This is a genomic window from Mesorhizobium sp. C277A (assembly GCF_040324395.1).
GTDB lineage: Bacteria > Pseudomonadota > Alphaproteobacteria > Rhizobiales > Rhizobiaceae > Mesorhizobium.
In genome coordinates this window covers 1,007,402-1,027,549 of record NZ_JAMYVW010000002.1, presented here as the reverse complement: position 1 = coordinate 1,027,549, position 20,148 = coordinate 1,007,402, and the positions used below count along the sequence as shown (strand labels likewise).

The following is a 20,148-nucleotide window of genomic DNA, read 5'->3' as shown; positions in this document are numbered from 1 at the left end:
CCCCTCTGCCCTGCCGGGCATCTCCCCCTCAAGGGGGGAGATTGGCAGCACGCCCACCTCGGCTACCAGTCGAGCTTGAACGCAAGTTTGCCGAAATGCTGCCCGCCCGCCGACATGTGCGCGTAGGCTTCGGCCGCCTGCTCCTGGCTGAACACCTTGTCGACGACCGGGTCGATGCGGGCGGCGGCGATGGCGCGGACGGCGGCGCGAAGATCAGATACCGACCCGGTGTTGTTGCCGACCACCTTCAGCGCCTTGATGATGATCGGCAGCAGGTCGACCGTGGCCTCGGCGCCGGTGACGAAACCGATGGTGAACAGCGTGCCGCCAGGCGCGGTGGCGTTGACGGCGCGGGCGAAGGTGGCGGTGCCGGCGGTCTCGACGACGAGGTCGGCGCCGAGGCCGCCGGTCAGTTCCAGCACCTTGCCGTCCCAGTCGGGCGTCGCGCGGTAGTTGATGAGATGATCGGCGCCGAGTGCCTTCGCCCGCTCCAGCTTCTCGTCCGACGAAGAAGTGATGATGACGGTTGCGCCGGCGGCTTTCGCCAGCTGAAGGGTGAAGATGGAGACGCCGCCGGTGCCGAGCAGCACGACGACCGAGCCCGGCCCGACATCGGCGGCGCGGACGGCGTTCCAGGCGGTGGTCGCGGCGATCGGCAGGGTCGACGCCGCCTCGAAAGAGAGACGAGCCGGTACCGGCACGAGCGAGTTGGCCGGCAGCGCGACATATTCGGCGAGCGACTCCGGCAGCGAAATTCCGCGCATCTGCGTCATCTCGTTAGGCCGGGGCGGACCGCCGATCCAGCGCGGCTTGGCATGGGCAACGACGCGATCGCCGACGGTGAAATCCGTAACGCCCTCCCCCAGCGCGACGATCTCGCCGGCGCCGTCGGCGACGGGAATGAGCGGAAAGCCGGGCACGCGATAATTGCCGCTGGCCACCGCCACATCGACGAAATTCAGGCTCGCGGCGCGCTGGCGGATCAGCACTTCGCCGCGCTGCGGTTCAGGCGTGGCAATGGTGGTGGCGCGAAAGGCGTCCAGCTTGGCGGCGGTCAGTTCGATGGCTTTCATGGCTCACGCATTCCGGTTGAAGGGGTCGATCGTCAGGATTGAGTGAAGCTATTTGCTGCGCTACAAGCAGATAATCCGGAATTTTTACATTGAGTCCTGTGCTTTATGCAGCAATCACACGACCCCGCCAGCCTTGCCGAAATGGCCGCCTTTGCGGCCATCACGGAAGCGCGCTCCTTTACCAAGGCAGCGTTGCGCGTCGGGCGCGACTCGACGGTTCTGTCACGCCGCCTGCAATCGCTGGAGGAGCGGCTCGGCGTGCGGCTGCTGAACCGGACCACCCGAAGCGTGTCGTTGACGGAGGCCGGAGCGGAGTTCCTGGTGCGTGTCCGCGCCATCTGGCCTCGGTAGACGAAGCTGAGGCTGCTGCTTCCGCGCATGCCAGCGGGGCTCCGCGGGGCTTGCTGCGGCTGGCGCTGCCGGGAACCTTTGGCCGTATGTGGATCGGGCCGCTGCTGCCGCAATTTCTAGCGACGTTCCCGGATGTCAGCATCGAGGCCGAGTTCTCCAACCGGTTCGTCGATCTCGTTGCAGAGAACTTCGATGTCGCCGTCCGTCTCGGCGCGCTGGAGGACTCGCGCCTGGTGGCGCGCAAGATCGCGACACGGCGGCGGTTGCTGTGCGCTGCTCCCTCCTACCTCGCCCGCCGGGGCACGCCGGAAGCGCCGGAAGCGCTCACAGAACACGCCTGCCTCGGCTTCTCCGGCTTCCAGACCTTTCCAACCTGGGAGATGACCGACAGTTCGGGACGCCGCGTCAACGTCGACGTCTCGGGGCCGATGGTGTGCGACGATGCCGAGGTGCTGGTCGAAGCCGCGGTGCAAGGCCTCGGCCTGATGATGAGCACCGACTGGCTTGTCGGACGCGAACTCGCCGACGGACGGCTGGTGCCGGTGCTGGCGGACTGGACGCTGGCCGACGAAGGCGCGGTCTATGTCGTCATGCCCTCGGCCAAGGGACAAGCCGCCAAGACACGCGCCTTCGCCGAGTGGATCGGCAAGCGCTTCGCGCCGGAGCCGCCCTGGACGTCGAGGCCGGTCTCAAAGGCTTGATCAATGGGGCGCGCCGGGGGCTAAGACGGCATATGCCGCTGTCACCAGGCCTTTTGTCCTGTATGATCTCGTTGAATGTAGCTTGGGAGGGGATCATGCAAAGTGCATTGGCGAAGTTCATGATGGCAGGTTCCGTTCTGGCCGCGCTACAAGCCGCGCAGCCGGCTTTTGCCGCGTCCTGCAACTGGAGCGCCAAGATGGAAGAAGACGAAGGCGGCAGCGTGCTGACGGCTTCGGTGTGCGGCGGACCGAAGGCCGATGCGCATCTGATGCTCGTCTGTTTCGACAAGCCGGTGCTGAGCTACGATCTGGGTGCGGCCGGCCAGCAGCTGGAACCCGGCATCAGCGCTTCCTTCACCTTCAAGGGCGGTGACAAGAGCGTGACCAAAAAGCTCGACCTCGAGGCCATGTATAATTACTTCACGGCTGAGCTGAGCAAAGACGATCCACTGCTCGTCCTGTTGCGCAGCAAGGGCGACGTCACGGTTACGGCCGACAAATATGGCGAGAACAGCTTTCCGCTGACGGGCTCGAGCGCTGCGATCGGTAAGGTGCTGGCGCAGTGCGGCAAAAGTTCGGCCGGCGAAGCGGACTGAAGCTCCCCACTTTCGACCACGCAGCTTGGTCCCGCGCCTCCATCAGGGCAAAGCCAAGCAGGTTCTCGCCGCGCCCGGTTTGCCGTTTCGCTCATCGACGGGGGCACGGGTTTGGAGGCGGCAATATGCGGCCTGAGTTTTCAACGCGAGCTGCGCTTTCCCTCCGGTGTCGCCACCAGCGAGGCGGCGGCGGCATTGGCCGTGGCGATCGCCGCTTCCATCGGATGGCCACGGGCGAGGCCTGCCGCGAAGGCGCCGACGAATTCGTCGCCGGCGCCATGGGTGCTGACGACCTTGACCGGGACGGCCGCCAGTGCGAAGGCCGCGCCGGTCCGGTCGCAATAGGCGACACCTTCGCCGCCGGCGGTGACGATCGCCGAGGGGTAGGCATCGATCAGCCGCCGCGCGGCTTCGGTTGCGCCGGCGAGCGTATCGACAACCGGAACGCCGGCCAAAAATTCCGCTTCGATGGCGTTGACGATGACGATGTCTATCAGCGCGGTCAATTCGGCCGACAGTGTTCGCGCCGGTGCGGCGTTGAGCACGACGCGGCCGCCGGATGCCTTCACCGCGCGCGCGGCAGCGATGTTGGCGGCATCGGGCACTTCGTTCTGCAGCAACAGCACTGCCGTCTGTACCACCACCTCGCCTGCAGCCGCGATGTCATCACCGCCCAGGGTGAGATTGCTGCCTGAGACGATGACCGCACCATAGTCGCCATCGCTGTCGAAGATCGCCACGCTCACGCCGGAGCCTGCGCCTGCCGCCACGCGCACGAAGCGGCGATCGACGCCGGTGCGATCGAGATTGGCCAGCAGCGCCGTGCCGAAATCGTCGTCGCCGACGGCGCCGATCATCGCCGCACGCACGCCGGCCCGTGCCGCCGAGACCGCCTGGTTGCCGCCCTTGCCGCCGCATTTCGGCTGCCAGGCACGGCCGGTCACCGTCTCCCCCTTGCGCGGACGGTCGGGCGCGTCGACCATGATGTCGTAATGCAGGCTGCCGAAGACGGTGACCAGCGGAACCGTCATGTGCCCCGGTCTTTTCGCTTCGAGGTGACCGCCGACATGGTGCGGCCGAGATTGCGCTCCGCCGCCTGGTAGTCGCGCTGCGCCACCGCCACGAACAGCGCGTCGAGAATGTTGAGCTGCGCGATGCGCGCCGCCGCGTTCTCGCCCATCAGCGGCGATCCCTGCGCGGTCGAGCACAGCACGATGTCGGCAATCTGCGCCAGCGGCGAGTTGTCGTAGTTGGTGATGGCCAGCGTGCGGGCGCCGCTCTTGCGGGCTAGATGGATGGCGTCGATGACGGCCGACGTATTGCCGGAATGCGAAAAGCCGACGGCGATGTCGTCGGCGCCGAGCAGCGAGGCCGACATCAGCATCATGTGCGAGTCGTCATAGACCGATGCGCGGATGCCGATGCGCAGGAATTTGTGCGAGACATCGCGGGCGATCTGGGCGGAGCCGCCGACGCCATAAAAATCGCGGTTCCTGGCGCGGTAGAGCAGATCGGCAGCACGGTCGAAATCGTCCATGTCGAGGATCGCGAGCGTCTCCTCCAGCGCCTGGATCGAGGTGCGGAACACTTTCTGCACGATCTCGGCCGAGCTGTCGTCGACCGACAGTTCCTGGTGCATCTCGGCGGTCGGGAGGCGGCTGTATTCATAGACGGCGGTGCGGAAGTCGCGGTAGCCGGAGAAGCCGAGTTTCTTGGCGATCTTGACCACCATCGCCTCGGACACGCCGGCCTCCTCGGCGATCTGCTTGAGCGGAATGGTCTCGTCGAAACCGCGCCGGCCGAAGACGGTTTCCACCACCTTGGCCTCAAGCGGGGTGAGATGCGGCATCATCATGCGGATGCGCGGCCCCACGGCTTTCAGATCGAGATTGCTCAACGTCATCCACGTCCCCTCGTCTCCGGCCCGAGCATGGCTTCCTGGACGATAGCCTGCGACGTCACGGCGTCCTGGCTGTCCATGGCGGCGGACAGGCGGTTATCCTTCTCCAGCCGGTCGACAACGCGCAGCAGGCGCTTGACGGTGGCGATGTTGACTTCGCATTCGCGCACCGGATCGAGCCCGGTCATGTCGGGAAAGGTGTCGAAGTAGATGGCGCCGGCATAGCCGTCGCACCGAATCTGGCGCAGCAGTTCGATGGTCTGCAGCGTGTGCACCGCGCCGACCATCAGGCCGTCGTCGCGCTTGGCATAGCCATCGTTGAGATGGACGCCGAGCAGCTTGCTGTGGCGAGCGATCAGCGCCGCGGCGAAGGCCGGCTGTTCGTCGGCATAGAGCACATGGGCAAAATCGAGCGTGACGCCGAGATTGGGTAGGCCGACATCGCGGATCGCCAGCAAGGTGGTCGCGGCATCCGGCATCAGCGAGTAGGAGCGCGGTTCGTTAGGCTTGTACTCCAGGCTGATCTGGCAGCCGGGATCATGCGCGGCAACTTCACGAATCCCCTCGATTTCGTGCTGCCAGAGCGTCGCATAGTCAGTTTGAAATGCATAGTCGAAGCCATCCTGGCCCAGCCACAGCGTCATCAGACTGGCGCCGCACGCGCGCACCGCATCGATACCGGCCTTGGTCAAGTCGATGGCTTCGCGGCGCACCGCCGGGTCCGGATTGGTGAAGGCGCCGAGCTTGAAGGCCGGATTGGAGTAGTAACGCATGGCAAAGCCATTGATGGAAAGCCCGAGACCGCCGAGCTTTCGGGCGATTTCAGCCGGCTTTTCACTGACATGATCGGGGAAATTAAGATCAAGATCGGTCAACCCGTCGACCTTGGCCGCGCGAGTGGCCATCTGCAGCATGGACGGCTTGCCGGTGAGATCAGGCCATTCGGCTTGCGGCCGCGAGGCGAAGGAATTCAGGCGGGTGGCGAAGCGACTGTTTGTCATGATGAACCTTTCAGTGTTTACTTCACATAAATACGAATATTTGTAAAGTTCTCATTTCCGAGGCGGTTTGTAGCGCGCAACATCCTGCTTGGCCGAGATCTTCGGCTGCGCCTCTGCATCCATGCCGGGAGTTTCGAGTCCCGCAACGGTGCGGATGCTGGTGCGAGCCCTTGCGCCCTGCCTGCCGATTGACCAATCTCGCCGACACTGTCATGAGCCGCGGTTGGGGGATCGCACATGCCAACGCTTTATCAACTGAAACCGGCCTTTCAGGCCAGGCTGCGGCCGCTGGCCGACCGGCTGGCCGATGCCGGCGTCACCGCCAACCAGATCACGCTTCTCGCCGCCGCGCTCTCCACCGCCACAGGCCTGGTGGTCGCGGCCTTTGCCTTCCATCTCCTGGTGTTCCTGTTGATGCCGGTGGTGCTGTTCGTGCGCATGGTGCTCAACGCCGTTGATGGGATGCTGGCCAGGGAACATGGACAAGCATCAAAACTCGGCATGTATCTCAACGAACTCTGCGACGTCGTCTCGGACCTGGCGCTGATCCTGGCCTTTGCCACCTTGTTCCCGGCCTGGGGTGTCGTCGCCTTCGCTATTACCGCCATGCTGGTCGAGTTCGCCGGCGTGCTTGGCGTTGCCGCAGGCAGCGGGCGCAACTATGCCGGGCCGTTCGGCAAGAGCGACCGAGCCCTGGTGCTCGGCGTCATCGCCTTCCTCATCGCCTGCGGCCTGTGGTTCCAAGCGATTGTGCCCTTTGTGTTTCCGGTCATGGCTACACTGTCAGTCGTAACCGCCATCAACCGGATACGCGGCGGCCTTAGAGCGGGCGGCGCATGATGCCAAAGCGTCAGGCACCCGACCGCCAGAGGGAAACCATGATCCACCAGACCATTGCAGCCGGAGCACCGGCAAGCCTCGAGCGCATCGCGCAGGAGCGCACGTTCAAGAGCCATGACGGCACCGAGATCTTCTACCGCTACTGGCCGGCCGCCGAGTCGACGCCAAAGGGTGCGATCCTTCTGTTCCATCGCGGCCACGAGCATGGCGGCCGCATGGCGCATCTGGTCGACGAACTCGCCATGCCCGATCATGCCTTCTACGCCTGGGACGCGCGCGGCAATGGCCGCTCGGCCGGCGAGCGCGGCTATGCGCCGTCCTTTGCCGCCCTGGTTCGTGACATCGACTGCCTGGTGCGTGAGATCGGCCGGGATGGTTTTGGCCAGCGCGACATCGCGCTGATCGCGCAGTCCTTCGGCGCCGTGCTGGCCGCTGCCTGGGTGCATGACTATGCGCCCGACATCCGCGCGCTGGTGGTGGCTTCACCGGCCTTTTCGGTCAAGCTCTACGTGCCCTTCGCCAAGGAGGGCATTGCGCTGTGGCAGAAGCTCAAGGGCCGCTTCTTCGTCAATTCCTACGTCAAGGCGAAGTTCCTGACGCATGATGCCGAGCGCATCGCTTCCTTCGACGCCGATCCGCTGATCACGCGACCGATCGCCTCCAACATCCTGGTCGAGCTTTACGACCACGCTGCCCGCATCGTCTCGGACGCGCGCGCCATCACCGCGCCGACGCAGCTCTTGATCTCCGGCAGCGATTGGGTGGTGCGGCATGGACCGCAGCACGAGTTCTTCGTCAATCTCGGCAGCAGCGCCAAGGAGCGGCATGTGCTGCCCGGCTTCTTCCACGACACGCTGGGCGAGCGCGATCGCCAGCAGGCGCTGGACCTGATCCGGCCATTCCTCGAAAAGCAATTTGCCACGCCGGGGAGAACCATCGACTTGCTTCAGGCCGACCGCGCCGGCTACACCCGCGACGAGGCCGAGAGGCTCGCCTCGCCGCTGACGCTGCTGTCGCCCAAGGGTATTTTCTGGGCGATGAGTCGCGCCTCGATCCGCATGGGCGCCTGGCTGTCTTCGGGCATGAAGATCGGCATCGCCACCGGCTTCGATTCCGGCTCGACGCTCGACTATGTCTACGAGAACGATGCGCGCGGCACCGGCTTCATCGGCCGCATGGTCGACCGCACCTTCCTCGACGCCATCGGCTGGCGCGGCATCCGCCAGCGCAAGCTGCATCTGGAAGAGCTGATCGGCAACGCCGCCGCCAGCCTGAAGGCAGCCGGCCGTCCCGTCCACATGCTCGACATCGCCGCCGGTCACGGCCGCTATGTGCTCGATGCCGTCGCCAAATGCACTGAACCACCAGCAAGCGTGCGGCTGCAGGATTATTCCGAGCTCAATGTCGGGTTGGGTTCGAAGCTGATCGCCGAGCGGCGTCTGCCGACCAGCGTCAGCTTCCACCAGGCCGACGCCTTCGATGCCGACATGCTGGCCGGGCAAAAGCCGGCGCCGGACCTCGCCATCGTCTCCGGGCTTTACGAATTGTTCGCCGACAACACGATGATTTCCCGCTCGCTCGGCGGGCTGGCCAGCGCCATGCAGTCCGGCAGCCTGCTCGTCTACACCAACCAGCCATGGCATCCGCAGCTGGAGATGATCGCGCGCAGCCTGACCTCGCATCGCGGCGGCCAGGCCTGGGTGATGCGGCGGCGCACGCAGGGCGAGATGGACCAGTTGGTGACGGCTGCCGGTTTCGAAAAGATCGACCAGCGCATCGACCAATGGGGCATCTTCACCGTCTCGGTCGCACGGCGCGTCTGAGACCATGGCCCTGCCTGTCACTGACCCTGCCCCGGCGCGGGAACCCTATTTGGGCATCGTGCTGAGGGCCGCCCTTTGGCTGGCGCTGCTGGCGCCGTTCTTCTATTCGACCTATGGCTTTGCCAACTGGCTGGCGTCGCGGCGCGACCATGTCGGCAGCATCGTGTTTGCCTGGGAACACGCCATCCCTTTCGTCGCCTGGACGATCGTGCCCTATTGGTCGATCAATCTGTTCTACGGCCTATCGTTGCTGCTCAACACGACCAGGCGCGGTGTCGACCGGCTCGCCGGCCGTTATCTCTCGGCGCAGATCATTGCCGTCGCCTGCTTCATCGCGTTCCCGCTGACGGCGACATTCGTGCGGCCGGAAACCACCGGCCTGCCGGGTTTCCTGTTTGCAGTGCTCGGTGGTTTCGACAAGCCGTTCAACCAGGCGCCATCCCTGCACATCGCACTCCTGGTGATCATCTGGGACCATTGGCGTCACGTTCTGGCACGTCACCGTCTCGGCGGCATTCTCCGCCCCGTCTGGCACGTCTGGTGTTTTCTCATCGGCGCCTCGGTGCTGACGACGTGGCAGCATCATTTCATCGACATTCCGACCGGCGCGCTGCTCGGCCTGTTTGCGCTATGGCTGTTTCCGTTCAAGGGCGAATTGCCTTTCTGGGGTTTTCGTCTGACCGCCGACCCCAAGGCGCGGCGGCTGGCGGGCTACTACGCGCTGGGCGCCGCCCTTGCCTTGGCCGGCGCTGCCGGCGGAGCGTTTGTCTCCGCCGATTTTCTCATCCTGTTGTGGCCGGCATTGGCGCTGGCCATCGTCGCCTTCGCCTATGCCGGGGCCGGCGCCAAAGTGTTCCAGAAGGCGGCCGATGCCAGTGTCTCGCTGGCCAGCCGCATCCTGCTCCTGCCCTACCGGCTTGGCGCCCGGATCAATGTGTGGGTATGGACCCGCCAACTGGCGCCGCAAGCGGAGATCACCGACGGTGTTTTCCTCGGCCGGTTTCCGAGTGCCGACGAGGCCAACCGCTTCGGCACAGTGATCGACCTTGCCGGCGAGATGGAACGGCCGCGCGGCGTGACCTGCCGCTGGATCAGCTACGCGATGCTCGACCTCGTGGCGCCGCCTCACGACAGGCTGGAGCGAGCGGTGGCGGCGATCGAGCTGGCGCGCCGGCGCGGCACCGTCCTGGTCTGCTGCGCGCTCGGCTTCCAGCGCAGTGCAGCCGTCGTCGCCGACTGGCTGGTGGTGACGGGGCGCTCGTACACAGCTGCACAGGCGCGCAAGAAACTCGCCGCGTCGGGCAGGCCCGTGCACCTTCAGATCGGGCTGGATGAACCGGGGCTGGAAGAACCGGGGCTGGAAGAACCGACATGAGTTGGCCGGCATGAGTGGCGACAATTTTCCCGAGAAGGCCGAAATATTCGCCGCCGGGCTGATGGTGCAGGCGGTGTGGCCGATCCTGCTGGTGGTCGCGGCTGTGATGGCAGCGCCGGTCATCGGCCTGGTGGCCGGACCGCAGACGACAGCGCTGTCCGCGGCGGCCTGGCTGGTCGCGGCGGCGAGCGCCGTGGCCACGCTGGCTCTTTCGGCCTTGCTTTTGTTCGATGCGCTGCTGTTCCGGCTGATGGCAAGCCACGCCAGCGAGGCCGCCGGGGGTGCCGCGGTCGACGATGTGCTGGCGCGCATGCGCCTGAAGCCCACCGCTGCCGGCGGCCGCTCGCTCGACCATCGCATGGCAGGCACGCGCCGCCTGCTGACAAGGCAGCGCATGGCGCTCGCCATGTTTGCTGCGGCATCCCTTTTCGCAGCGTTTGTTTGAGCCATGACAAAACTTCACCTGCGCGCCAACACCTTCACCTTGCTGCAGACGGTGACTTCGGTCGGCCTGTCGGCGGCGGCCTGGGTGGTGACCGGCGTCAGGCCAATCTGGAACGGCAGCCAGCCGTCGGAGCGGCAGCGCATCTACTTCGCCAACCATGCCAGCCATGGTGATTTCATCCTGCTGTCGGCCTGTCTGAGCGAGAAGGTGCGCGCCCGCACCCATGCGATCGCGGCGGCCGAATATTGGGGCAAGTCGCGGCTGCGCCGCTTCATCGCGCAGGACATGCTGTCGTCCGTGCTCATCCACCGGCAGTGGACCGACGAAACGCAACACCCGATCTCGATCATGCTGTCGGTGCTCGACGACGGCCACTCGCTGATCCTGTTTCCCGAAGGCACTCGCAACACGACGGAGGCGGATCTGCTGCCGTTCCGCTCCGGCCTCTACAATCTGTCGATGGCGCGGCCCGATGTCGAACTCATCCCGTGCTGGATCGAGAACATGTCGCGCGTGCTGCCCAAGGGCCAGTTCCTACCGGTGCCGCTTTTGTGCCGCGTCGTCTTCGGTCCGCCGGTGGCGATCGCGCCCGGCGAAGAACGCCGCACCTTCCTCGAGCGCGCGCGCCAGACGCTGCTGTCGCTCAACCCGCGTCCGGATCGAGACGACTGATGCCACTCACGCTTCCACCGATGCATGAAACCGTCATCCTGCTGGCCGGCCTTGTCTGCGTGCTGACCACGGCGAGCGTCATTGCCGGCATCCTGTCGTGGCGGGCGCCGAAGCCGTTGCCCTCGACGCTCGTCAACTTGAACCAGCGCATCAACGCCTGGTGGGTGATGGTGCTGGCGATCACCGTCGCCTTCTTCTTCGGCCGCACCGGCATGACCATCCTGTTTGCGCTGATCTCGTTTGCCGCGCTGCGCGAGTTCGTGACGCTGACGCACAGCCGGCGCAGCGACCACTGGGTGCTGCTCGGCATGTTCGGCATCATCATTCCCTTCCAGTACTGGCTGGTGTGGACCGCCTGGTACGGGCTCTTCACCATTTTCATCCCCGTCTACTGCTTCCTCTTGATGCCGGCGGTCACCGCGCTCAACGGCGACACCGAGCGCTTCCTCGAGCGCGTGTCCGCGCAGCAATGGGCGGTCATGATCTCGGTCTACTGCGTCAGCCATGTGCCGGCGCTGCTGACCCTCAACGTGCCCGGTTTCGAGGGCCGCAACCTCCTGCTCATCGCCTTCCTGATCATCACCGTGCAAGGCAGCGACGTGCTGCAATACATTTTCGGCAAGCTGTTCGGCAGGCATCTTCTGTCGCCCTCCGTCTCGCCCTCGAAGACCTGGGAAGGGCTGGTCGGCGGGCTGGTGGCATCGAGCCTTCTCGGCGCGCTGCTGTCGTTCCTGACGCCGTTCTCGCCGCTGGCGGCGGCAGGCGTCGCCTTCATCGCCTGCCTGATGGGGTTCCTCGGCGGGCTGGTGGCGTCGGCGATCAAGCGCGACCAAGGCGTCAAGGACTGGGGTCACCTGATCGAGGGCCACGGCGGCATGATGGACCGCGCCGACAGCCTGGTCTTCGCCGCACCGGTGTTCTTCCACATCGTCCGCTATTTCTGGACGTGAGCTAAGCCGTTCAATCGCGGATGGCGCGGCCTGCCTGCTGCAGCAATTCGAAGGCGGCGAAGCGCTTGTCGTGCCAGGGCACGAGGTCGCCACCGGCCGGGCGATAGATGTCGCCGATGCGCGACATGCCGGTCATCGCCGCGATCACATCGGGAAATTTTTGCGCCGCCACCGCAGCCAATATGGCTGAGCCGAGCAGCACCGGTTCGGGCGAGGTCGAACCGGCGACGGTCAGGCCTGTGGTGTCGGCCAAAAGCTGACGTACCAGCTCGCTTTGCGCCGCACCGCCGCTGACGACGATAGTGTCGATGGCAATGCCTTTTTTGGCCATCGCCGCCAGGATCTGGCGAACGCCGTAGCCGATGCCCAGCAGGCCGGCGACATAGAGCGCGACCAGACTGTCGAGGGACGTGTCCATGCCAAGCCCGGCGATCAGGGCCTTGGACTCGGGATCGGCGAAGGGCGAGCGGTTGCCGAGGAATTCCGGCACGACATGCAGTCCATCGGCTAGGTGCGCTACTGCGGACAGGTCGGCGGACTGTTTCGCCGCCTGCTGACCAAGCCAAGCGGTCAGGCCGAGACCTTCCGCCTTGGCTTTTGCGGATGCCTCAGCCGTGGCCGGATGGAAAGCGACGAGGTGGTCGATTGCAGCACCCGCCGCCGATTGCCCGCCTTCATTGAGCCAAAGCCCCGGCACCATCGAGGAAAAATACGGACCCCAGACGCCGGGCACGAAGGCCGGCTCGCTGGTGCTGGCCATGGTGCAGGCCGAAGTGCCGAACACATAGGCCATGCGCGACTGCAAGGTGCCGACCGAGCCCTGCCCGCCAACCGTGCCGACGCCGCCGGCATGGGCATCGATCAGGCCGGCCGCAACCGGCGTTCCCGGCAGCAGGCCGAGATCGGCCGCGGCGGCCTCAGTGAGGCCTTGGGCAAGTGCCGTGCCACCCTCGACGATTTCGGTGCCGATGCGGGCAAAGCCTTCATCGGCGAGCGCGCCGAGGCCGATGGCACGGAAATAGGCATCGTCCCAGCGCCGCTCATGACCGAGATAGGTCCATTTGCAGGTCAGCGTGCAGATCGAGCGCGCCAGGCTGCCGGTTGAGCGCCAGGTCAGATAGTCCGTCAGGTCGAAGAAATGCTCGGCCGCATCGAAGGTGGCGGGCAGGTTCTCGCGCAGCCACAGCAGCTTCGGCGTTTCCATTTCCGGCGAAATGGTGCCGCCGACATAGTCGAGCACGGCGTGCTTGCCGGCATTGATGCGCTGCGCCTGGTCGAGCGCGCGGTGATCCATCCAGACGATGATGTTGCGCTGGCTGTCGCCGGAACTGCCGGCCGGCAACGGCGCGCCGTCCTTGCCGACCACGACCAGCGAACAGGTGGCGTCGAAGCCGATGCCGGCAATGTCGCGCCCGGCGAGCCCCGACTTCGTCACCGCCTCGCGCACGCTGGCGCAAACCGCACGCCAGATGTCCTCGCTCGACTGTTCGGCGATTTCGCCGGACTCGATGAACAGAGCGATGTCGCGCTTCGCCGAGGCAAGCATGGTGCCCTTGCTGTCGAACACCCCCGCCCTGGCACTGCCAGTGCCGACGTCGATGCCGAGCAAGTGGGACATGGGAAACCTCAGAAGTTAGGCAGTAGGCAGTAGGCAGTAGGCAGTAGGCGAGATGGTCAGCAGTGAACGGCCAGTTGCAAGAGCCTCTCCCCATTCCCTACTGCCTAATGCCTACTGCCTCACAAATCATTGCTCTGCGGCAGGATCACCAGGTCCCGGATGGTGACGTTCCGTGGCCTAGTCAGCATGAACAGCACGGCTTCGGCGACCTCGACCGGTTGAATCAGGCCGCCCTTGGCCAGTTCATCCTCAAGCTTGTCCTTCGGCCAGTCGCTGATCAGCGCTGTCACCACCGGCCCCGGCTGCACCGCGCCGACGCGCAGGCCGTGCGGGGCGACCTGGCGGCGCACCGTATGGACGAAGGCCTGCACGGCGTGTTTCGACGCTGTGTAGATCGGCTCCCAGACCACGGGCACCAGTCCGGCGATCGAAGACGTGACGATGATGTCGCCGGTCTTGCGTTCGACCATATGCGGCAGCACGGCGTGGATGGAACGAAAGACCGCATTGATGTTGAGGTTCAGCATGCGGTCCCACACATCGGGGTCGCCTTCGAGCACCGGGCCGCCGACATAGGCGCCGGCATTGGCGTGGAAGATATCGAGCGGGCCGGCCTTGTCCAGGATTTGCGGCATCATCGTCGCGACGCTGGCCGGCTTCATCAGATCGATCACCAGCGGGATCGCGTCGGGACCGAGTTCGGTGCAGACGCTTTTCAGCGCGTCTTCGGCGCGGTCGACGAGCACAACGCGAACGCCGGCGGCAATCAGCGCTCTCGCGCATTCCAGGCCTATGCCCGACGCGGCGCCGGTGATCGCCGCGACCTTTCCACTCAAATCCTGAGCCATTCTATCCTCGTATCGATTGCGGTTGCGTTCAGGCGCGGCCGTGGGAAACCCGCGAGCGGCGTGCCAGGGAGTCGACGATGACCGCAATTGCCAGAACGGCGCCGGTGATCATGTAGCGAAGCGACGATGACAGATCGAGCAAGGTCAGCCCGCTGGCGATCGACTGGATGACGATGATGCCGAGCAGCGCGGAATAGGCGCTGCCACGGCCGCCAAACAGGCTGGTGCCGCCTATGACCGCCGCCGCAATGGCGTTGAGGTTGACGTCGCCGGTGCCGGCCTGCTGGCTGGCGGAGGCCAGCCGCGCCGCCGACAGGACGCCGCCGAGGGCGGCAAACATCGAGCACATGACGAAGGCGCTGAGGTAGATCGAGCGCACCTTGATGCCGGCCCGGCGCGCCGCTTCGCGGTTGCCGCCGACGGCGGTCATCGAGCGGCCCCATTGGGTGCGGGTCAGCGCATAGTTCATCGCCACCACCAGGCCGACGAACAGGCCGAACATCCACGGTATGCCGCGCGCCTGGTTGAGATAACCGACGATCAGTTCGAGCAGGATGGTCAGGGCGGCGACGCGCACGATGAGGCCGCCGACAGACGGCGCTGACAAATTGACGGCCCGGCGGCGGCTGACGGTGCGCAGGCCGCTGATCAGCATGACGATGCCGGGCAATGCCGCCAGTGCATAGGACAGCCAGTCCGGCATGACCAGCAACTGGCCGAAATTCACCAGGTTCGACCCATAGGGCAGATTGATCGAGCCGGTGGAGCCCAGAATATACAGTTGCAGGCCGAGCACGGCGAGCAGGCCGGCGAGCGTCGAGACGAAGCTTGGCATGCCGAGCCGGTTGAACAGCAAGGCATAGAGCCCGCCGATGAAACCGCCGACGGCGATCGCGGCGAGGATGGCGAGCGCCACCGGCCAGCCCTGGTTGACCCACAGTGTGCCGACCATGGCCGAAGCAAAGCCGCTGATCGAGCCGACCGACAGGTCGATCTCGCCGACCATCAGCACACAGACGATGCCGAGCGCGATGACGCCGACGGTCGAGCAGTCGAACAGGAGATTGACCAGATTGCTCGACGAGACGAAGACCGGATTGAGGGCGGTGAACACGCTCCAGATGATGACCAGGCCGACGATGACCGGCAACGAGCCGAGGTCGCCGGAGCGGACGCGGTCGAAGAAGGCGCTGATGGCGCCACCAACGCCGGCCTGGTGCTTGACGCGCACGTCGCTGCGGTCGAGCGCCGTCGATGAGGAGGTGTCCTGCTTGGGCTCCGCGCTCATGGCCGCTGCTCCTGATTGTTCGCTTGTTCGGCGGCCTTGCGCCGTTCGGCGCGGCGCGACACTGCATTGTTGGCGGCGCCGGTGATGGCGCTGACCAGTTCCTGGTTCGAGGCGTCGGGTTCGAAGACGCCGTTGTTGCGGCCGAGCCTGAGCACGACGATGCGGTCGGCGACGGCGCGCACGTCCTCCATATTGTGACTAATCATCAGCACGCCGAGCCCACGCTCGCGCACCCGGTCGATGAGGTTCAGCACTTCCGCCGTCTGGGCGACGCCAAGAGCGGCGGTCGGCTCGTCGAGCAGGATGACCTTGGGGTCGAGCAGCAGCGAGCGGGCGATCGCCACTGTCTGCCGCTGGCCGCCGGACAGCGAGGCGACCGCCTCGCGGACGCTTGGAATACGCGCCGACAATTCGTTGAGCAGCGTCCAGGCGCGAATTTCCATCGCCACCTCGTCCAGCCGCAGCGGGTTGATCTCCTTGCCGAGAAAGATGTTGGCGACGACGTCGAGGTTTTCGCACAACGCCAGATCCTGGAAAACGGTGGCGATGCCGAGCGTCAGCGCGGCACTCGGGTCAGGCATGGTCACCTGCCTACCACGGAAATTGATGGTCCCCGAGCTCGGCTGGTGGACGCCGGCCAGGATCTTGACCAGCGTCGACTTGCCGGCGCCATTGTCGCCGACCAGCGCCACCACCTCGCCGGCATGGACATCGAGATCGATATCGGTGAGCGCCGAAACGGCGCCGAAATTCTTCGAGATGCCGCGCAGGCTGAGCACCAGCTCGCCTGCCGAAACCGGTCCGTCAGAGATGTCAGACATGGTGGCAAACCTTTCCGGATGGGCGGTCAAGAGTGACTGCGAACTTCCGGCCGCCGCAAGGGCGGCCGGAAAGCAGGATCAGGATTCTAGGTCATCCTTTTATGCATGTCGTCATCCCAAAACCGCTGCGCACTTTTGGGGCGACCTGCATTGTCACTTTGTGATGCCGAGCTTCTTGCAGCCTTCGGCATAGCGGTCGACGCAAAGCTCTTCGGCGGTGTTGATCTTCTTGTCGATGATCTCGGCCTTGAGGTTTTCCTGCGTCACCACCGCCGGCGTGAACAGCTGCGACGGGGTGTCGTAGAGGGTCATTTCGGCCTTCGGCGTCTCGCCCGACAGAAGCTGGACGGCGACGTTGGCGGCAGCCGCCGCAACGATCTCGCTCGGCTTGGAGATGGTGTTGTACTGGTCGCCGGCGATGATCAGCTGCAGGGCGGCGATGGTCGCGTCATTGCCGGTCACCGGCGGCACCGGATCGACACCGGCGGCCTTGAAAGCGGCGATGGCGCCACCACCGGTGCCGTCATTGGCCGCAACGACGCCGACGATCTGCGTGGAGAAGCGGGTGATCTGGCCGCTTGCCCATTGCTGCGCCTTCGGCGGCGCCCATTCCGGCGTGTCGTATTCGGCAAGGATCTTGTAGCCGCTGTTGTCGAGGCTGGAATGGATGCCCTTCTTGATCAGCCCTGCGGCCGCGTCGGTCGGCGATCCGTTGATCTGCAGCAGGCCGCCGCTGGCCGGGTCGACCTTCAGCGCCTTGAGGTGTTCGACGAGCGAGTCGGCAATGGCCTTGCCGATGCCTTCATTGTTGAACGAGACGTAGAAGTCGGCAGGTGCAGTCGGGATCGGGCGATCATAGGCGATGACCTTGACGCCCTGGCTCTGCGCCAGCTTGACCAGCGAGGCGGCGGCGGTCGAGTCGACAGGGTCAAGCACGATCGCCTTGGCGCCCTGCGAGATTACCGAGTTGAACTGCTGCTGCTGGCGCGAGGCGTCGGCATCGGCGTTCTGGTAGATCACCTTGCAGCCGGGGCAGAGTTTTTTCATCTCGGCGACGAAGCCGGGATAGTCGTGCTGCTCGTAGCGCGTCGAGGCCTGGTCGGGCATCAAGAAGGCGACCGTGGCGTCGGTAACCGGGGCGGCAAAGGCAGCGGTGCCGCCAAGAAGAGACAGAGTGAGCGCAATGGCTCCCGTCGATTTCCAGGCAAATCTGGTCATTTTGATAGCTCCGTTTCAAGGAATGGTTTCATGAAGCCCTGGACACCACATGGCGCCGGGCCTTGACTGCAGTCGGCTGTTGCGAGGAACAACGGAGCACTTGATCCGTGCTGCGCATCCCCTTGATATCCCTGGATTTCGGGACAAGCGATCTCCAGCACGGGGCGCCTCCAACGCACCCCGCGTTCTTACCTCAGTAAATGTCTAGGCTCCTCCCGATCCTCCCTGTTAGGCGGCAATCTCCGCGCTGATGTTTTCCGCCAGCAGGGCCCTGAAGCGCGAAGGCGACATGCCTTTCTGGGTCAGGAACTGGCGGTTGAAATTCGAGATGTTGTTGTAGCCGGCGGCATAGCAGATCTCGGTAATCGGCATGTCGGCCTCGCTCATCAGCAGTTGGCAGGCGAGGTTGATGCGCAACCGGTTGACATACTGCACCAGCGCCATGCCGGTATGGCGGCGGAAGCTGCGCGAAAACGCGCTCGGGCTGCGGCCGGCGATCGCCGCCAGATCGCTTTCGCTGAACGGCTCGGTCAGGTTGGCGTTGATATAGGCAAGCGCCTTGTTGACGCCGGCCGACATGAAGCCTGAGGGATCTGGCAGATAGCTGGCGCTGGTGAGCGTCCGCACATCGGCGGCGCGGCTCAGAATATCGATCAGTTCCATGAACAAAGCGATGCGGCGAACGCCTTGCGCTTCGACCAGTTCGGCCAGCACAGGTGCGGCGAGCTTGGCGGTAGCGGTGGAGAACAGCGCGCCGCGGCGGCTGAGCTCGAGAATGTTTTCACAACCGGCAAGTTCCGGCAACGCGGCGGTGGCGTCGGCAATGAACTCTTGCGAGAACTGCACGACGCGGCCGCGCAGCGGCACGCTGGCGCCTGCCGGCACGTCGCTGACCCAGTTGTGCGGCAGGTTCGGGCCGGTGAGCACGAGGTTGCCGGGCTCGAACTCGCCGATGAAGTCACCGACGAAATAATGGCCCGTGGTGGCGACGACGTGATGGATTTCGTATTCGGGGTGGAAGTGCCAGCGCACCGTGTGGAAGGGGTAGCCGTGGGCCCAGGCCTTGAACGACTCGCCGCGTCTGATCTGGACGACTTCCAAGTCCGGATTCATGTCAGTTCCTCCCGGCGCCGGTCCGGTCATGCGACCAGTTGCAGTGCCATCTCCCGCAGGCCGCGTTTGCCGCTCTCTGCAGTGATCGAAGCTTAGGCGGCAATTCATGCAGCCGCCACCACGGTGTGTCCACCTCACTGATACTTTTTTGACGTTTTTGTGGTCAAGGCGATACGTTTGCGAGTACGCGGGAGAGATCAGGCCCCGCTTGCGAGACGGTGACGACGCAAACGATGTCGCCGGCGGCGAGAGCTGGTCGCTCGATTTCGGCTCCGTCACAGTGATAATATGCAAAGGGAGCGGATCGGCATGACAAGGACGTTCACCTACTCCGGCAGCCCTGCGCATATTGTCTTCGGCAATGGCGCGTCGTCCGAGGTGGGCACCTGGATCGAAAAACTCGGCTGCAATCGCGCGCTGGTGCTGTCGACGCCGCATCGGGCTGCCGACGGCGAGGCGCTTGCCAAATCCCTCGGCGCGCTGGCGGCCGGCACCTTTTCGGGCGCCGCCATGCACACGCCGGTCGAGGTAACCCAAACGGCAATGGCCAAGGCGACCGAGGTCAACGCTGACTGCGTTGTCGCGCTTGGCGGCGGCTCGACCACCGGTCTCGGCAAGGCGATCGCCTGGCGCACCGACCTGCCGCAGATCGTCATCCCGACCACCTATGCCGGCTCGGAGGTGACGCCGATCCTCGGTCAGACCGAGAACGGCGAAAAAACCACAATGCGTGACGCAAGGATCCTGCCGGAAGTGGTGATCTACGATCCAGAGCTGACCGTCGGCCTGCCGACAGCGATGAGCGTCGCGTCAGGACTCAACGCCATGGCGCACGCGGCCGAAGCGCTTTACGCGCAGGATCGCAATCCGATTTCCACCCTGATGGCGAAAGAAGGATTGCGCGCCATGAAGACTGCGCTGCCGGTGTTGACCAAGGAGCCTGGAAACATCGATGCACGCGGCGATGCGCTTTACGGCGCCTGGCTTTGCGGTACGGTGCTCGGCGCCGTCGGCATGGCGCTGCATCACAAGATCTGTCACACGCTCGGCGGCTCTTTCGACATGCCGCATGCCGAGACGCATGCGGTGATGTTGCCGCACACGATCGGCTTCAACGCCGCCGCGGTGCCCGACTTGTTGAAGCCGGTCGCCGACTTGTTTGGCAGCAGCGCCGGTAGCGGTCTCCAGGATTTCGCCAAGGCGATCGGCGCGCCCCTTACATTGAAAGAACTCGGCCTCAAGCAGGCCGATCTCGACCGCGCCGCCGAGATTGCGACCAGGAACCCATACTGGAATCCGCGGCCTTTCGACCGCGCCGCAATCCGCGCCCTGTTGCAGGACGCGTGGGAGGGAAGGCGTCCGCAAAACTGACGGCAACAAGCAAGGAACTTACCCGCCGCGAATTCATCAGGATACCGCCACGACCGGTGTGCTCGCGGCGGCCTCGCGGTGCCGGCGATCGCCTGCCCTTTCGCATATAGCCGACAGGCATGAGTGGCTCCGCCTGATCGGCGC

The 20,148-nt window shown here is 65.0% G+C and carries 20 protein-coding genes; 10 read left to right on the top strand and 10 right to left on the bottom strand.

The window, feature by feature from the left end; translation table 11 throughout:
- Positions 1-62: 62 nt before the first annotated feature.
- Positions 63-1,073, bottom strand: a complete 1,011-nt coding sequence (locus NKK52_RS05080; protein WP_023685473.1) for a zinc-dependent alcohol dehydrogenase family protein — start codon at positions 1,071-1,073, stop codon at positions 63-65.
- Between the two features lie 105 nt (positions 1,074-1,178).
- Here NKK52_RS05080 and NKK52_RS05075 point away from each other — a divergent pair, with 105 nt between their 5' ends.
- From NKK52_RS05075 to NKK52_RS05065, 3 genes are all read left to right on the top strand, one after another.
- Positions 1,179-1,424, top strand: coding sequence for a LysR family transcriptional regulator (locus tag NKK52_RS05075; protein ID WP_023685472.1), 246 nt, complete (start codon positions 1,179-1,181; stop codon positions 1,422-1,424).
- Between the two features lie 50 nt (positions 1,425-1,474).
- Complete coding sequence (locus NKK52_RS05070; RefSeq protein ID WP_023685471.1) at positions 1,475-2,125, top strand: substrate binding domain-containing protein; 651 nt, start codon at positions 1,475-1,477, stop codon at positions 2,123-2,125.
- A 95-nt stretch (positions 2,126-2,220) separates the two neighbouring features.
- Positions 2,221-2,721, top strand: a complete 501-nt coding sequence (locus NKK52_RS05065; RefSeq protein ID WP_023685470.1) for a hypothetical protein — start codon at positions 2,221-2,223, stop codon at positions 2,719-2,721.
- A gap of 140 nt (positions 2,722-2,861) precedes the next feature.
- On the opposite strand, the gene NKK52_RS05060 is transcribed toward NKK52_RS05065, so the two are convergent.
- From NKK52_RS05060 to NKK52_RS05050, 3 genes are read right to left on the bottom strand one after another with little or no spacing between them, the layout of a single operon-like run.
- Positions 2,862-3,752, bottom strand: coding sequence for a ribokinase (locus tag NKK52_RS05060; RefSeq protein ID WP_023685469.1), 891 nt, complete (start codon positions 3,750-3,752; stop codon positions 2,862-2,864).
- A complete protein-coding gene (locus NKK52_RS05055; RefSeq protein ID WP_023672510.1) occupies positions 3,749-4,624 on the bottom strand; it encodes a MurR/RpiR family transcriptional regulator in 876 nt (291 codons plus the stop codon). The genes NKK52_RS05060 and NKK52_RS05055 overlap by 4 nt, the downstream gene beginning before the upstream one ends.
- The gene (locus tag NKK52_RS05050; protein WP_023685468.1) at positions 4,621-5,622 is read right to left on the bottom strand and encodes a sugar phosphate isomerase/epimerase family protein; all 1,002 of its coding nucleotides are present in this window, start codon (positions 5,620-5,622) and stop codon (positions 4,621-4,623) included. The genes NKK52_RS05055 and NKK52_RS05050 overlap by 4 nt, the downstream gene beginning before the upstream one ends.
- A 237-nt stretch (positions 5,623-5,859) precedes the next feature.
- Here NKK52_RS05050 and NKK52_RS05045 point away from each other — a divergent pair, with 237 nt between their 5' ends.
- Genes NKK52_RS05045 through NKK52_RS05020 form a run of 6 tightly spaced genes read left to right on the top strand, consistent with a single transcriptional unit; the run spans position 5,860 to position 11,727 of the window.
- On the top strand, positions 5,860-6,462 hold the full coding sequence (locus tag NKK52_RS05045) for a CDP-alcohol phosphatidyltransferase family protein (RefSeq protein WP_023685467.1): 603 nt from the start codon (positions 5,860-5,862) through the stop codon (positions 6,460-6,462).
- 41 nt (positions 6,463-6,503) lie between these two features.
- Positions 6,504-8,285: a bifunctional alpha/beta hydrolase/class I SAM-dependent methyltransferase gene (locus tag NKK52_RS05040; RefSeq protein ID WP_031198109.1), complete on the top strand. Its 1,782-nt coding sequence runs from the start codon at positions 6,504-6,506 to the stop codon at positions 8,283-8,285.
- A 4-nt stretch (positions 8,286-8,289) separates the two neighbouring features.
- A complete protein-coding gene (locus NKK52_RS05035; protein ID WP_023685465.1) occupies positions 8,290-9,660 on the top strand; it encodes a phosphatase PAP2/dual specificity phosphatase family protein in 1,371 nt (456 codons plus the stop codon).
- A 10-nt stretch (positions 9,661-9,670) separates the two neighbouring features.
- Positions 9,671-10,105 (top strand): hypothetical protein, encoded by a 435-nt coding sequence (locus NKK52_RS05030; protein WP_023685464.1) that lies wholly within the window; start codon positions 9,671-9,673, stop codon positions 10,103-10,105.
- A 3-nt stretch (positions 10,106-10,108) separates the two neighbouring features.
- Positions 10,109-10,777, top strand: coding sequence for a lysophospholipid acyltransferase family protein (locus NKK52_RS05025; RefSeq protein WP_023685463.1), 669 nt, complete (start codon positions 10,109-10,111; stop codon positions 10,775-10,777).
- Positions 10,778-10,797: 20 nt separating this feature from the next.
- Positions 10,798-11,727: a phosphatidate cytidylyltransferase gene (locus NKK52_RS05020; RefSeq protein ID WP_023685462.1), complete on the top strand. Its 930-nt coding sequence runs from the start codon at positions 10,798-10,800 to the stop codon at positions 11,725-11,727.
- 10 nt (positions 11,728-11,737) lie between these two features.
- On the opposite strand, the gene NKK52_RS05015 is transcribed toward NKK52_RS05020, so the two are convergent.
- The 6 genes from NKK52_RS05015 to NKK52_RS04990 all read right to left on the bottom strand — a co-directional run bounded on the left by NKK52_RS05015 (position 11,738) and on the right by NKK52_RS04990 (position 18,633).
- Positions 11,738-13,345, bottom strand: coding sequence for an FGGY-family carbohydrate kinase (locus tag NKK52_RS05015; RefSeq protein WP_023685461.1), 1,608 nt, complete (start codon positions 13,343-13,345; stop codon positions 11,738-11,740).
- A gap of 119 nt (positions 13,346-13,464) precedes the next feature.
- Positions 13,465-14,193 (bottom strand): SDR family oxidoreductase, encoded by a 729-nt coding sequence (locus NKK52_RS05010; RefSeq protein WP_023685460.1) that lies wholly within the window; start codon positions 14,191-14,193, stop codon positions 13,465-13,467.
- A gap of 28 nt (positions 14,194-14,221) precedes the next feature.
- Entirely contained in the window at positions 14,222-15,481 is a 1,260-nt protein-coding gene (locus NKK52_RS05005) for a sugar ABC transporter permease (RefSeq protein ID WP_023685459.1), read from the bottom strand.
- Positions 15,478-16,302: an ATP-binding cassette domain-containing protein gene (locus NKK52_RS05000; protein WP_023715131.1), complete on the bottom strand. Its 825-nt coding sequence runs from the start codon at positions 16,300-16,302 to the stop codon at positions 15,478-15,480. The genes NKK52_RS05005 and NKK52_RS05000 overlap by 4 nt, the downstream gene beginning before the upstream one ends.
- Positions 16,303-16,455: 153 nt before the next feature.
- Entirely contained in the window at positions 16,456-17,520 is a 1,065-nt protein-coding gene (locus tag NKK52_RS04995) for an ABC transporter substrate-binding protein (protein ID WP_023672498.1), read from the bottom strand.
- A 228-nt stretch (positions 17,521-17,748) separates the two neighbouring features.
- Positions 17,749-18,633 carry an AraC family transcriptional regulator gene (locus NKK52_RS04990; protein WP_023672497.1) on the bottom strand — a complete coding sequence of 295 codons (885 nt, stop codon included), beginning with the start codon at positions 18,631-18,633 and terminating at the stop codon, positions 17,749-17,751.
- A gap of 309 nt (positions 18,634-18,942) precedes the next feature.
- On the opposite strand from NKK52_RS04990, the gene NKK52_RS04985 reads away from it, so the two are divergent.
- Positions 18,943-20,004, top strand: coding sequence for a maleylacetate reductase (locus tag NKK52_RS04985; protein WP_023715130.1), 1,062 nt, complete (start codon positions 18,943-18,945; stop codon positions 20,002-20,004).
- Positions 20,005-20,148 lie beyond the last annotated feature (144 nt).